General features: G+C 67.3%; 14 protein-coding genes. 3 read left to right on the top strand and 11 right to left on the bottom strand.

All coding sequences use genetic code 11. The features are described 5' to 3' along the window. A complete protein-coding gene (gene mutA, locus JOF57_RS12525; protein WP_209916854.1) occupies positions 1-1869 on the bottom strand; it encodes a methylmalonyl-CoA mutase small subunit in 1869 nt (622 codons plus the stop codon). A 137-nt stretch (positions 1870-2006) separates the two neighbouring features. On the opposite strand from mutA, the gene JOF57_RS12530 reads away from it, so the two are divergent. Both JOF57_RS12530 and JOF57_RS12535 read left to right on the top strand, forming a co-directional pair. Beyond that, complete coding sequence (locus JOF57_RS12530; RefSeq protein ID WP_209916856.1) at positions 2007-2744, top strand: TVP38/TMEM64 family protein; 738 nt, start codon at positions 2007-2009, stop codon at positions 2742-2744. 3 nt (positions 2745-2747) lie between these two features. Continuing rightward, complete coding sequence (locus tag JOF57_RS12535) at positions 2748-3224, top strand: nitroreductase family deazaflavin-dependent oxidoreductase (RefSeq protein ID WP_209916858.1); 477 nt, start codon at positions 2748-2750, stop codon at positions 3222-3224. Between the two features lie 11 nt (positions 3225-3235). Here the strand turns inward: JOF57_RS12535 and JOF57_RS12540 are convergent, their stop codons facing one another. From JOF57_RS12540 to JOF57_RS12555, 4 genes are read right to left on the bottom strand one after another with little or no spacing between them, the layout of a single operon-like run. Then, positions 3236-3862, bottom strand: coding sequence for an RES domain-containing protein (locus JOF57_RS12540; protein ID WP_209916861.1), 627 nt, complete (start codon positions 3860-3862; stop codon positions 3236-3238). Next, entirely contained in the window at positions 3859-4386 is a 528-nt protein-coding gene (locus tag JOF57_RS12545; RefSeq protein WP_209916862.1) for a hypothetical protein, read from the bottom strand. Before JOF57_RS12545 ends, JOF57_RS12540 begins: the two co-directional genes overlap by 4 nt. A 50-nt stretch (positions 4387-4436) precedes the next feature. After that, complete coding sequence (locus JOF57_RS12550; protein ID WP_209916863.1) at positions 4437-5600, bottom strand: SPFH domain-containing protein; 1164 nt, start codon at positions 5598-5600, stop codon at positions 4437-4439. A 20-nt stretch (positions 5601-5620) separates the two neighbouring features. Next, on the bottom strand, positions 5621-6055 hold the full coding sequence (locus JOF57_RS12555) for an NfeD family protein (RefSeq protein ID WP_209916864.1): 435 nt from the start codon (positions 6053-6055) through the stop codon (positions 5621-5623). A gap of 57 nt (positions 6056-6112) precedes the next feature. Here JOF57_RS12555 and JOF57_RS12560 point away from each other — a divergent pair, with 57 nt between their 5' ends. Continuing rightward, a complete protein-coding gene (locus tag JOF57_RS12560) occupies positions 6113-6970 on the top strand; it encodes an Rv1486c family protein (protein WP_209916865.1) in 858 nt (285 codons plus the stop codon). Here JOF57_RS12560 and JOF57_RS12565 read toward each other — a convergent pair. From JOF57_RS12565 to moxR1, 6 genes are all read right to left on the bottom strand, one after another. Then, a complete protein-coding gene (locus tag JOF57_RS12565; protein WP_209916866.1) occupies positions 6967-7998 on the bottom strand; it encodes a ferrochelatase in 1032 nt (343 codons plus the stop codon). The genes JOF57_RS12560 and JOF57_RS12565 overlap by 4 nt on opposite strands. A 4-nt stretch (positions 7999-8002) precedes the next feature. Continuing rightward, the gene (gene inhA / locus JOF57_RS12570; RefSeq protein WP_209916868.1) at positions 8003-8812 is read right to left on the bottom strand and encodes an NADH-dependent enoyl-ACP reductase InhA; all 810 of its coding nucleotides are present in this window, start codon (positions 8810-8812) and stop codon (positions 8003-8005) included. Positions 8813-8876: 64 nt separating this feature from the next. Continuing rightward, complete coding sequence (fabG1, locus tag JOF57_RS12575; RefSeq protein ID WP_209916870.1) at positions 8877-9653, bottom strand: 3-oxoacyl-ACP reductase FabG1; 777 nt, start codon at positions 9651-9653, stop codon at positions 8877-8879. An 84-nt stretch (positions 9654-9737) separates the two neighbouring features. Continuing rightward, complete coding sequence (locus JOF57_RS12580) at positions 9738-10745, bottom strand: VWA domain-containing protein (protein WP_209916872.1); 1008 nt, start codon at positions 10743-10745, stop codon at positions 9738-9740. A 29-nt stretch (positions 10746-10774) separates the two neighbouring features. Next, a complete protein-coding gene (locus tag JOF57_RS12585) occupies positions 10775-11728 on the bottom strand; it encodes a DUF58 domain-containing protein (RefSeq protein ID WP_209916873.1) in 954 nt (317 codons plus the stop codon). Beyond that, entirely contained in the window at positions 11725-12888 is a 1164-nt protein-coding gene (gene moxR1, locus JOF57_RS12590) for a chaperone MoxR1 (protein ID WP_209916874.1), read from the bottom strand. The genes JOF57_RS12585 and moxR1 overlap by 4 nt, the downstream gene beginning before the upstream one ends. Positions 12889-12978 lie beyond the last annotated feature (90 nt).

A 12978-nucleotide genomic window follows, 5' to 3' on the forward strand; every position in this document is an offset into this window, starting at 1 on the left:
TCAGGCCCCCAATCCGGTGAGCAGGTTCGACAAGGCTTCCACCGCATTGATCTTCGCGGTCAGGTATCCATCGGGCTTCGAATCAGCCTCGGCGACAGCCTTTTCCGGTCCGGCCAGGAGCACCTGGCGCACACCGGCCGCGTGTGCGGCTGCGACCGCACCGGAGGCTTCGGCACCGTAGCGGGTGTCGGTGCCGCACAGCACCACCACCGTCGGCGCACCGGCATCGGCCACGGCGCCGGCAATCGCATCCGCGTCGACGGTACCGGGGTTGACCGCCTCGATCCCGCCGGAGGCCAACAGGTTCGACACGAACGTGGTGCGGATGTTGTGCTCGGCCAGCGGTCCCAGCGGCAGCAGCAGAACCTTGGGGCGGGCTCCGGTCGCTGCGAGGAAGGCATCCGAGCGGTCGCGCAGCGCTTCGAACCCAGCTGCGTACCGGGCGATCGTGGACACCGAAGACGGCTGCGGGAGTGGCTTTTCGTCGAGGTTGGGGAATTCGTTGACACCGGTGATCGCGGTGCGTCGGTGTGCGATGTCGTCACTGCGCCGAGCGGCGACCTCGGCGATCTGCGCCGCGATGTAGTCGCGGGCCGCGACGAAGCCGCCACGTGCCTCGATGTCCTGGAAGTGCGCCCAGGCCTGCTCGGCGAGCTGAGCGGTGAGGTCTTCGACAAACCACGAGCCACCGGCCGGGTCGAGTACCTGACCGATGTGCGACTCCTCCAGCAACAGCAGCTGGGTGTTGCGTGCGATGCGGCGGGTGAAGCTCCTCGACGTCCCTTCCAGTCCGTCGGGAATCGCGGCGTCGAACGGATGAACCTGCACGGTGTCGGCTCCCCCGACACCCGCCGAGAAGGCGGCCAGTGTGGTGCGGAGCATGTTCACCCAGGGATCGCGCTGGGTCATCATCGGCAGCGAGGTGACCGCATGGATCCGGGCTGCACCGGCCTCGGCTGCACCGGCCACTTCGGCGACCCGCGCCCAGAGCTGCCGCGCGGCACGTAGCTTGGCGATCGTCATGAACTGATCGTCATCGGCGGCATAACGGAAGCTGATCTGCTGCAACGCATCCGGTGTGGCCATCCCGTCACTGCCGAGCATCCGCAGGTACGCGACCGCCGCGGCGACCGATCCTGCGAGCTCCCATGCCGCGCTGGCACCCAGGTTGTGGAACGCCGGACCGTCGACGGTGATCGCCCGCACCCCGCCGGCGTAGCCGGTGAGCTTTGCGACGGTGGCCGGCAAGTCGGCCTCGTCCGCGGTGCGCGACTTCCCCGACAGCGGCGCGGTCAGCGGGTCGGCTCCCAGATCGATCGACAGCCGCGAGCGCTGGTCCTCGTCAAGGTCTTCGAGCAGTGACAACACCGCATCGGCAGTGGCGGCTACATCCGCGCCGGTGTCCGGTTCGAAGATCACCGGCACCAGGTCCAGGAACACACCGTCGAGTAGGCGGTCCAGCTCGCCCGTGGGGATACCGTCCGCGCCACCGACCCGCAGGGCCAGGGCGCTGGCCCCTTCGGTCAACGCCACCAATACGGCGCCGTTGATCGTGCCGACCGCGGTACCTGCGACAACGGGGAAGCTCTCGACGACTTTCCAGCCGGACTTCACGTCACGCAGGGCGTCGCCGCCGCGCACGTAGGGCCACTGCCCCGGCAGGGACGGCTCGGGCAGCGCGTCGAGGCTGGTGTAGAGCGGCCGGATGGCGAAACCCTCGTACGTCTGCGAATCCAGTAGGCGTTCCGGCTCGACCGGCAGATCGGCCACGTCCCGCCGACTGCTCTTGGCCAGCACGCCGCCGACCGCCGTCCGCCACTGCGCGCGGTCCGACTCGACCGCACTAGTCCCCTGTAACGACACCCGCATCTCCTGTTATCGCAGCGTGTGACCTACCCACTCGCCCCTCAGGCTAAATGATCGCCATCACGACCCTGACCGCTGGTAGGTGGACGCACGGCCGCGCCCAGCGGAGTTCCCAGCCGATGGCCGTACTGTTGTTAGACGTGAAACCCGTCGTCAGAACCCTGCGCGTGGTGCGCACCGCGGTACTCGCGACGGCTTCCCAATTGCCTACCAGGCGGATTGTGGGCCTGTTGGCCGGCATTGTGATTCTTGTCGCAGTTGCCGTACTGGTTCCGTTGCCGACGGCGATGCAGATGCGGGACTGGGCCACGTCGGTGGGTCCCTGGTTCCCGCTGGCCTTCCTCGGTGCTCACACCGTGATGACCGTCTTCCCGTTTCCCCGCACCGCATTCACCCTGGCCGCCGGCCTGTTGTTCGGGCCGGTACTGGGCGTGGCGATCGCGGTTGCGGCCAGCGCGGTGAGCGCCGTGCTCGCGTTGTTCCTGATCCGCGCGGCCGGTTGGCAACTCAATCGGCTGGTCCCACATCCTCGGATCGACACGCTGGATGCCCGACTGCGACGGCGCGGCTGGCCGGTGGTGTTGTCCATGCGGTTGATCCCGGCGGTGCCGTTCTCGGTGCTGAACTACGCGGCCGGCGCCTCTGGCGTGCGGGTCGTGCCCTACGCACTCGCGACACTGGTGGGGTTGTTCCCCGGCACGGCGGCCGTCGTCATTCTGGGCGACGCGTTGACGGGGAACATCAGCCCGGCGCTGGTCTTGGTGTCGGTCAGCACAGCCGCTCTCGGCGTCGCGGGCCTGGCCTATGAATGGCGCCTCCACCACCGCGAGCGGGCCCGTGCCCAGGTCACGCAAGGTCACGGAACCGCAAGGAGATAACGCATGGCCACACTGTCCGATTTCGGTGCCCGACTCCTACGGAACCGCCGGTTGGTGCGTGCCCCGATCTGGCTCTACCGGATCCGGGCCGGGGCGCTGTTCGGCCAGAGGATGTTGATGCTGGAGCACATCGGTCGCAACTCCGGCGCGCGCCGCTACGTCGTGCTCGAAGTGGTGGGCCGGCCGAACCCCGACACCGTCGTCGTCGCCTCAGGTTTCGGCGCAAAGGCCCAGTGGTTCCGCAATGTTTCGGTCAATCCAGAGGTCCGGGTTTGGCTCGGCAGTCACCGACCGGCCGCCGCCGTCGCCCAGGTCCTCGACCAGCAGTCCGTCGACCAGGTCCTGGCGGATTACCGCGCGCAGCATCCGAAGACGTGGGAGCAGTTCAAGCTCGTCCTCGAAGAGACCCTCGGCCGGCCGATCACCGATACCGGTGCACCGCTGCCGATGGTGGAACTGCGCTTACAGCCCCGACGCTGATCCGCGGCGCCCTAGTCGGGGGGAGGTTGGATCCGTACCTGACGCCGGGTGGGCCGATGCGCGACGACGATGCCGACGGTCACGCAGGCCTGCACGCCGCCGGTCGGTGACGGGTCGACGGCCCAATCGCCTTGCCCCGCATCCTCGAACAGGGCAACCGCATTGGCGCCGGCGCCGGTGCTGAACCGGGTCTGATAGCGAATTCCGGTGTGACGCCCGGTGGCGAACAAGGCCGCGGCCCAGGCCTGCGGCAGCTCGTAGTCCGGGCAGGTTCCGATCTCGCGGGTCATCCCGACGAACGAGGCCGCCCGCGGTGAGCACGTGTTGGCCAACCATCTGGCGGCCGGCACCCGGACCCTCGACACCGCGGTGCGGGCCGCGGCCTCGAATGTGACCACGCCCTGGCGGACCAGGTCGTGCCCGAAGCGCTCCCGCAACGCTGTCGTGACATCGGTTGCCAGATAACAGGTTCCGTTCGGCGGGAGCAGATCGAAGCGGCCGGTCAGATCTGAGGAGAACCACCACGGCGAAATGCCCACGGTGTGCGCCCGGTACAACAGCTGGTCTGTACGCAACCGGGACCGTGGGAACCCGGAGACATCCGGCGGTGAACCGAGCGCAGGCCGTTGACGGCTCATGCGCTCCAACTCGCGGCGGTCTCCCGCGCCATCTCGATCACCCGTTGCGGATCCCCACCGTGGCGCAGCCAGTCCGCGGGGCACGACCCGTCGAGTAGGTCGCTGGGCGCCCGCATCCACAGCGCGGCCATCCACGGATCGTCGGTGCCCTCGGTGAGCGCGGTCAGCACGTCGCGCAGCGAGGGGATGGTGGCGCCGCTGTCGAGAAACTGCCACGTCGGGTACACGACCCCGCCGTCGTCGAGCGGACAGGCCAGAACCGCGTACCGGGCCACCTTCTGGTGCAGCGCCTGGCGGGTGACGCCGAGCCAGCGGGTCAGCCCTGCCGTGTCGTAGAACGGCCCCGTGATCTCGTCGAACACGTGACCCAACGGCAACGCGGCCACCATGGCGTCGGCGATCTCCTCCGGGTCCCCGAATGCCTCCGGGCCGAGGCTGGCCTCGTCGGCCCGACGCAACCGCTCATGGACCTTCCGGCTCACCGACCGCATGATCTGCCGCTCGAACAATGCGAGATCGGTCATCGCGGCCTCCCAGATGCGTCAACTTCGTCAAGTCTACCGCGTCAAGGAAGTCAAGCGCGGTGCGTGCCACCCTCCAGTTCATTGGGCGGTGATGCGGCACCCAGCGGCGGCGCGGGGGCGCGGGCCTCGGCCTCGGCCTTGGCAACGGCCTGAGCGATCACCGGATCGGTTTCGGTGGAGAACCAGTCGGCGACCTCGTCGCTGTCGTCCTCGGGCTTGGGCAGGCCCTGCTCCACCGGCGGCGGGGTGTAGCGGAAGACCCCGTCCTCACCGGGGACACCCAGCATCTTGGTGAATCCCTGTAACGCCGAACCGAAATCGCTGGGGACCAGCCAGACCTTGTTCGCCTCGCCCTTGGCCATCTCCGGCAGCGTCTGCAGGTACTGGTACGCCAACATCTCCGGAGTCGGCCGCCCCGCCTTGATCGCAGCGAAGGTCTTCTCGATGGCCTTGGCCTCCCCCTGTGCCTTCAGGTACTGGGCGGCACGCTCACCCTGGGCGCGCAACATCCGCGACTGCCGGTCCGCCTCGGCCGCCAGGATCGCGGCCTGCTTGGCACCCTCGGCAGCCAGAATCTGCGACTGTTTCTGACCTTCGGCCTGTTTGATCGAGGATTCGCGGACACCCTCTGCGGTCAGGATCATGGCGCGCTTCTCGCGGTCGGCCTTCATCTGCTTTTCCATCGATTCCTGGATCGACGGCGGCGGGTCGATGCTGCGCAGCTCGACCCGCGCCACCCGCAGGCCCCAGCGGCCCGTCGCTTCGTCCAGCACCCCGCGCAGTTGCTGGTTGATCGAGTCGCGTGACGTCAACGTCTGTTCCAGGGTCATGCCGCCGACGACATTGCGCAGTGTCGTGGCGGTCAGCTGTTCCACACCGACGATGTAGTTGCTGATCTCATATACCGCCGCCTGCGGATTCATGACCCGGAAGTACACCACCGTGTCGATGGCCAGAGTCAGGTTGTCCTCGGTGATCACCCCTTGTGGAGGGAAGGACACCACCCGCTCGCGCAGGTCCACCCGCGCGCGAACCCGATCGACGAATGGCACCAGCAGGGTCAGCTGGCCGCTGACCGTGCGGCTGTACCGGCCGAGCCGCTCGATCACCGCGGCCTCGGCCTGAGGAATGAGCGCAACCGATTTGGCTACGACGATGATGGCAAACACCACCAGCACAATCAGCAATACGAGCCCGGCTACCGCACCATCCACAGTGAGTCCCTCCCTAGGTCTTACGTTGTCCTGAAGACCACCGCGGTGGCGCCGTCGATCCGCACCACGGTTACGTGCTCTCCCGGTTCGTACACATCGTTGTCGTTGAGTGGCCGCGCCGTCCACGTTTCACCATCGAGCTTGACCTGACCGTCGTGCTCCGTCACCCGGTCGAGCACCAGCGCAGACCTGCCTTCGAGCGCCTTGACCGGCTCGGGAAGCCCTTGGCCGGCCTCGAAACGACGCCGCAGCGCGGGCCGGACCAACACCAGCAAGAGCACCGACACCACCAGAAACACCACGCCGTCGGCCCAGATCGGCACGTCGAACAACCAGCTCGAACCTGACGCCGCGAGCGCACCCCCGGCCAACATCAGCAGGAACATGTCGCCGGTCAGTGCCTCTGCCCCGGCGAGTCCCAGTGCCAGGATGAGCCAGATCAGCGGGATGGGCATATGGACACCCTAGCGAATACGACCCGATCGGCGACCGACAATTACACTGCCAGGATCATGTGGTGTCCAAGTGCAACTCTTTCGATGTGGGCCAACGCCTGGCTCGCCGGTGCAGCCGCGCCCGACGACGTCCTCGACGCGTTATCCCAGTGGGCACCAATGCATTCTGTGACGGCCTACGACTCGCAAGCCGCGGTCCGTACCGGATTGCCCTGGCCTGAGTTGGAAGACTCGGGTTCGGTGTCGTTGTTGCAGACACTGCGCACCGCCGTCGGCAGGTCCGGTACCAGGCCCTCGATTCGGATCGCCCTCCCGGTGCCCGGCGACGTCCGCGGATTGCCTGCAGGTTCGCAGTTCCAGCGCGATGCGCTGGCCGTCGGTGAAGCGGTGCTGGTGACCCATGAGGAGCTCGACGGCGTCGGACTGGTGCCGGAATTCGAATATTCTGAATTCGACGACGTCGAAACCGAATCCGCGTACGAGCCGGAGCCGCGGGCGCTCTCGTGGATCGTATATTCACTGCCCGTTCTGCCACCGCCTCAGCACTACGATCTCGGCGGGGCCGAGTACGAGTTGCGCTCAGCCGTGCGCTCAGCCGCCGACACGCTGGTCGCGTTGCGGGCCGGTATCGGTCTGGACGTCGACGATCCCCGCGGCATGGTCGAAGACATCCTCGAAGCCGGGCGGATGCACGTCATGCCCGACCACGCCCCCACCCGAGCGGTGCGGGTGCTGGAGAACGCCGCGCACGTGGATGCGATCATCACCGTGAGTTCGGGACTGATGCCGATCGGCCTGCAGAGTTCCTCGGAAGTTCAGATCGCCGGTGACGCCATGCGGCCGTTGGCTCAGGTCGTGCGCTCTGCCCGGTTGGCCGCGCTCGAGGCCATCCTGCAATCTGCTTGGCGTGACTAGCTTTTCGGGCCACAGCAGTGCGGTGAGCACGGCGCGCCGTTGACGCTGAATCCGTAGCCTGCGACGGGGTCCGGACCGGCGACCCGCAGTGGCTCCGCACCGGTGCGGACCTCCTCGATCAGCCCGGCCGCCAACCGGGCGAAACGTTCGTCGGCGTTCGGGGTGCGGGCCCGTGCGAAGGCGATACCGGCTTGTTCGGCCTGCAGTCGCAGCTCGTGATCGAGGTCCCACACCACCTCGATGTGGTCGGCGACGAACCCGATCGGGCATACGATGACCGCCCGGGTTCCCTTCTGGCCCAACACAGTCAGGTGATCGGCCACGTCGGGCTCCAGCCACGGGATCCGGGGCGGACCCGATCGCGACTGCCACACCTGGTCGTAGTCCGGGTAGCCCGCCGCGGCGGCCACCAGGCGCGTCGCATAGCCGACCTGACGGCTGTAGAGCCGCGGGCCGTGGCGCTCCTCGGCGGCGATGGGCACCGAGTGAGCAGTGAATACCAGCCGGGCCTCGGCGCGCAGCTCGGCGGGCAAGGTGGCGGCCGCTGCGGCGATCGATTCGGCGAACATCTCCACCAACAGCGGATGGTCGAAGTACTGACGCAGTTTGACCAGCTCCGGCGCGTCAGGTCCGGCCGCGGCCCGGGCCCTGGCGATGTCCTCGACGTACTGGGTGCAGCTGGAATACCCACCCCAGGCCGACGTCGTGAACACCGCTGCCCGGCGAATACCGTTGTCCCGCATCGCCGCAACGGTGTCCTCGACGTACGGCTCCCAGTTCCGGTTACCGAAATACACCGGCAGATCGGGCAATTGCAGCCGAAGCTGCTCGATCAGTGCGCGGTTGATCCCATTGATCGGAGACACCCCACCGAAATGCAGATAGTGCTCGGCGACGTCGGCCAACCGCTCGGCCGGGATTCCGCGCCCCCGGGTGACGTTCTCCAGGAACGGCATCACCTGCTCCGGCGCCTCCGGTCCCCCGAACGACAGCAGCAGGAGAGCGTCAAAGGGATCCGAGCGCTCCATACTTCTAGAGCAGCTGGGTGCTGGCGCCGCCGTCGGCGTAGACGATGGTGCCGGTGGTGGCGGGCAGCCAGTCGGACAGCAGGGCGCACACGGTCTTGGCGACCGGCTCGGGGTCCTTCATGTTCCAGCCGACGGGCGCACGCTGATCCCAGCCCTCTTCGAGCAGCCGCATCTGGTCACCGGCTTCGGCGCCGAGCGCACCACCGACGATGGCGCTCATGGCCAAGGTCCGGATCGGGCCGGCCGCAACCAGGTTGGAGCGGACACCGAACGGACCGGCCTCACGAGCGACGAACCGGTTGACCGACTCGAGTGCGCTCTTTGCGACGGTCATCCAGTTGTACGCCGGCATCGCGCGGGTCGGGTCGAAGTCCATACCGACGATGCTGCCGCCCTCGTTCATGACCGGCAGGGTGGCCTTGGCCAGCGAGGCGTAGGAGTACGCCGAGATGTGGATGCCCTTGGCGACGTCCGCGTACGGGGCGTCGAAGAACGGGTTCACCCCCATGCCGGTCTGCGGCATGAAGCCGATCGAATGGACCACGCCGTCGAGCTTGTTGCCCTCGCCGATGACACCGGTGACCCGATCGGCCAGGCTCGCCAGGTGCTCCTCGTTCTGCACATCGAGCTCCAGCAGCGGTGCCGGCTTGGGCAACCGGTCGGCGATGCGCTGGATCAGCTTCATCCGGTCGAATCCGGTGAGCACCAACTCAGCCCCGGCCTCCTGGGCCACCCTCGCGATATGGAACGCGATCGACGAGTCCGTGATGATCCCGGTGACGAGGATGCGCTTGCCTTCGAGCAAACCTGCCATTAGTGCGACTCCTTCTTGGGAAAGTTTCAGTAGACCAATATCTTTGGGGTCAGATCCGGGTGGGTCAGTGACCCATGCCCATGCCGCCGTCGACGGGGATGACCGCACCGGCGATGTAGCTTGCGTCCTCGGAAGCCAGGAAGCTCACCGCGCCGGCGACCTCCGCGGCGGTGCCGACCCGCTTGGCCGGGATGAATTCCAGGGCACCGGCCTGAATCCGCTCGTCCAGGGCACGGGTCATCTCGGTGTCGATGTAACCGGGTGCCACCACGTTGGCGGTGACGCCGGCCTTGGACAGCTCCCGGGAGATCGAGCGGGCCATGCCGATCAGACCGGCCTTGGCGGCCGCGTAGTTGGCCTGGTTGCCGATGCCCCACATGCCGGAGACCGAACCGATGAAGATGATCCGGCCGAAACGCTTGCGCTGCATGCTGCGCGAGGCCCGCTGCGCCACCCGGAAGGCTCCGGTGAGGTTGGCGTTGATGACGTTCTCGAACCGTTCCTCGGTCATCCGCATGAGGAACGCGTCCTGGGAGATACCGGCGTTGGATACCAGCACCTCGACCGGCCCCTGGTGCTCCTCGACCTCTTTGAACGCACGGTCGACGGCCTCGTTGTCGGTCACGTCGCACACGACGCCGAACAGCCCGTCGGGTGCCCCGGACCCACGGTGCGTGACGGCAACCTTATGTCCGTCGGCGGCAAGTCGCTGCGCGATCGCCAGGCCGATCCCCCGGTTTCCACCGGTGACCAGCACGGAGCGGGGAACGAACGCGGGCCGCCCGCCGGCTTCGGCAGCGGCGGTTTCGGCGTCGGCTTCGGAGACAGCAGCGTCACTCATGCCCGCCAACTTATCTCCTCACCAGCATGGTCTGAAAATCGCATCACCGGTGCGGACTGCCGTCCGGCAACATGCGATCGTGGCTCAACCGGGCAGTCTGCGGTTGATCAGCAGGGCGGCCGCCCCAGCCAGGGCCAGCACCAACGCACCCAGCCGCAGCCAACCGAGGCTGGCATCGCCCTTGATGGTCTCGTAGCCGATCTGCTGCTGCAGCGAGGTGAACACCTGCTTGAGCTGTTCCAGGCTGGACGCGGTGAAGGCGTCACCGCCGGACAGCTTGGCGATCCTGCCCAGCATCTCGTCGTCGACCGGAACCGGCTGGCGCTGGTCGTTGATCTCGACATAGCCATACGGCGTGCCGAAGGACACCGTGGAGATCGGCACTCCCTGGTCCTTGGCGGTGCGTGCCGCGGTGTAGGCGCCCTTCGGGTTGTCCGGATTGGACGGCACGGTTTCCTTGCCGTCGGACATCAGCACGATGCGCGCGGGTGGCTTCTCGTCACCGCCGCCGATCACGGCACCGACGGTGGCGATCGCCTGCAGTGCGGTGAAGATGCCCTCACCCGTTGCGGTCCGATCGGCCAACTGCAGCTTGTCGAGACCGTTCTTGGTGGCCTCGCGGTTGGTGGTCGGCTGGACCAGGACGGTCGCCGTCCCGGCGTAGGCGATCAGGCCGAGGTTGATCCCCGGTGTGAGCTGATCGGCGAACTGCTTGGCGGCCTCCTGCGCGGCGGCCAGCCGGCTGGGCGCGACATCGGTGGCCCGCATCGACTGCGATACGTCGATCACCAGCATCACCACCGCGCGATTACGCGGAATCCGCACATCATGGGTAGGACCGGCCATCGCCACCGTCAACAGGACAAGCGAAGCCGCCAACAGGGCCGCGGGCAGATGCCGCCACCTGGTCGGCTGTTTGGGCGCCACACTTTCCAGCAGCTCCATGTTGGCGAACCGCAGGACCCGCTGCTTGCGCGCCCGCTGCACGATGACGTAGTACGCCATCAGGCCCAGCACCACGAAGAGGAAAAGGAACCACCACGGGTGCGCGAAGCCTGTCAGGCTCATCGGACCGAGAATCGGTAAAGTCATGTGCTAGAAGTCTTTTCGCTTTCGATTTCTTATCGTCCAGCCAAGGCGCCACGCCGCCGGCTCGCAACGAACCGCACCACATCGGCGATCCAGTCCCGGTCGGTGCGCAGACTCAGCAGCGGCGCATCGCAACGCCGCAACGTGCGTGCCACTTCTTCGCGGTGCGCTGCGGCGGCGCGCTCGAAGTCACTGCGCAACTGCTCGTCGATGGTGAACTCGCGGGTGACACCGGTCTCGGTGTCCTGCAGCACCACGTCACCGATGGCAGGCAGTTCGACGTCGCGCGGGTCCAGGATCTCGATTCCCAGCACCTCGTGACGACCGGCGATCGCCCGCAGCGGGCGCATCCAGTTGATCGGTCCCAGGAAGTCGCTGATGATCACCGCCATCCCGCGCCGCCGCTCGGGACGACGCAGCGCATCGATGGCCGCGGCCAGATCGCCGCGGACCCCGGTCGGGGCCTTCGGCGTGGTGGCGATCGCCCGCAGCAATTCCTGCTCGTGTATCCGCCCACTCAGTGCCGGAACCCGGCGCACGATGTCGCCGTTGGCGATGATCGCACCGATCCGGTTGCCGCCACCGCTGTTGAGAAATGCGATCGCGGCGGCGGCCGCCACCGCAAGGTCGCGCTTCTCACACCCGGCGGTACCGAAGTCCAGGCTGGCCGACATGTCGACGACCAGCCAGGTCTCCAGTTCACGGTCGGCGATCATCTGCCGCACGTGCGGCGTCTGCGTCCGCGCTGTCACCGACCAGTCCATCCGGCGCACATCGTCGCCGGGCTGGTAGATCCGCGAGTCCCCCGGCTCCGACCCCGGACCCGGGATCAGGCCGAGGTGATCGCCGTGGAGCACGCCGTCGAGCTTGCGGCGCACCGTCAGCTCAAGCTTGCGTAACGCCGCCGTCAACGCAGGGTCCCGAATCTCCCCGCGCTTCAGAGACGGCAGATCCACTGAGCGTCGGGCCCCGGGAGGTGTGGTCACCGACTACCGGCCGCGGCAGCCGCGGCGGGAACGGCGGGCGGAACCGAATGCCCCTGCTGCGGAAGTGCATTCACCTGCGGCAGCGCGACTGTCTGCAGGATCCGGTTCACCACGGTCTCCGCCGACACCTCGTCCGCCAACGCGTCATAGGTCAGCACCAGACGGTGACGGAGCACGTCGGGAATCACCTCGACGACGTCCTGCGGGATGACGTAGTCGCGGCCCCGCACCAACGCCAGCGCGCGGGCTGCCGAGATGATGCCAAGTGAGGCACGCGGCGAGGCACCGTAGGCGATCCACGCCTTGGCGTCGGGCATGCCGAACTTCTCGGGCTCGCGGGTCGCGGTGACGATCCGCACCACGTAATCCACCAGTGCGTGGTGCACGAAGTTGTTGGCCGCGAGTTCCTGGAGCCGCAGCAGGTCGCCGGTGTCCAGGATCTGCTTGGCCTCCGGAGGCTTGACACCCATCCGGTAGATGATTTCGCGCTCTTCCTCCGGCGACGGGTAGTCGACGTTGAGCTTGAACAGGAAGCGGTCGCGCTGAGCTTCGGGAAGCGCGTAGACGCCTTCCTGCTCGATCGGGTTCTGGGTGGCCATCACCAGGAACGGGCTGGGCAGCGGGAAGGTCTTACCGCCGATCGAGATCTTTCGCTCGGCCATCACCTCGAGCAGTGCGGACTGCACCTTGGCCGGCGCACGGTTGATCTCGTCGGCCAGCAGGAAGTTGACCACCACCGGGCCGAGCTCGATGTCGAAGTCTTCCTTGCCCTGCCGATAGATGCGGGTACCGATGATGTCGGTGGGCACCAGGTCAGGGGTGAACTGGATGCGGGCGAACGTACCGCCGACGACCTTGGCGAACGTCTCGACCGCCAGGGTCTTGGCGACACCGGGCACACCCTCGAGCAGCACGTGGCCCTTGGCGAGCAGACCGACGAGCATCCGCTCGACGAGCTGGTCCTGGCCGACGATGATCCGCTTGACCTCGAAGATCGCACGTTCCAGGGTATGCACCTCGGCCTGCAGGCTGCCGTTGGTGGTGGTCTGCGGGGCAGCCGGCGCGGCGTGGGAGCCCGCCGACCCGGGCGGAAAGCCCGGCGCCGGGCTCGAACCGGGATAACCTCCGGCGCCCTGCAGCGGTCCACTCGGTGACGTCATCAACTTCCTCCCACGGTGTTCGACTAAAAAACGATCGACTAAAAAACGCTGGTCTTGCGTATTGCTCATCGGGCAATCGGGTGCCCGCCG

This window comes from Mycolicibacterium lutetiense (assembly GCF_017876775.1).
Lineage (GTDB): Bacteria > Actinomycetota > Actinomycetes > Mycobacteriales > Mycobacteriaceae > Mycobacterium > Mycobacterium lutetiense.

Coding starts and splice junctions, on each gene's coding strand:
- mutA (WP_209916854.1), bottom strand. CDS start 1,869: ATGCGGGTGTCGTTACAGGGGACTAGTGCGGTCGAGTCGGACCGCGCG.
- JOF57_RS12535 (WP_209916858.1), top strand. CDS start 2,748: ATGGCCACACTGTCCGATTTCGGTGCCCGACTCCTACGGAACCGCCGG.
- JOF57_RS12540 (WP_209916861.1), bottom strand. CDS start 3,862: ATGAGCCGTCAACGGCCTGCGCTCGGTTCACCGCCGGATGTCTCCGGG.
- JOF57_RS12545 (WP_209916862.1), bottom strand. CDS start 4,386: ATGACCGATCTCGCATTGTTCGAGCGGCAGATCATGCGGTCGGTGAGC.
- JOF57_RS12555 (WP_209916864.1), bottom strand. CDS start 6,055: ATGCCCATCCCGCTGATCTGGCTCATCCTGGCACTGGGACTCGCCGGG.
- JOF57_RS12560 (WP_209916865.1), top strand. CDS start 6,113: ATGTGGTGTCCAAGTGCAACTCTTTCGATGTGGGCCAACGCCTGGCTC.
- JOF57_RS12565 (WP_209916866.1), bottom strand. CDS start 7,998: ATGGAGCGCTCGGATCCCTTTGACGCTCTCCTGCTGCTGTCGTTCGGG.
- inhA (WP_209916868.1), bottom strand. CDS start 8,812: ATGGCAGGTTTGCTCGAAGGCAAGCGCATCCTCGTCACCGGGATCATC.
- fabG1 (WP_209916870.1), bottom strand. CDS start 9,653: ATGAGTGACGCTGCTGTCTCCGAAGCCGACGCCGAAACCGCCGCTGCC.
- JOF57_RS12580 (WP_209916872.1), bottom strand. CDS start 10,745: ATGACTTTACCGATTCTCGGTCCGATGAGCCTGACAGGCTTCGCGCAC.
- moxR1 (WP_209916874.1), bottom strand. CDS start 12,888: ATGACGTCACCGAGTGGACCGCTGCAGGGCGCCGGAGGTTATCCCGGT.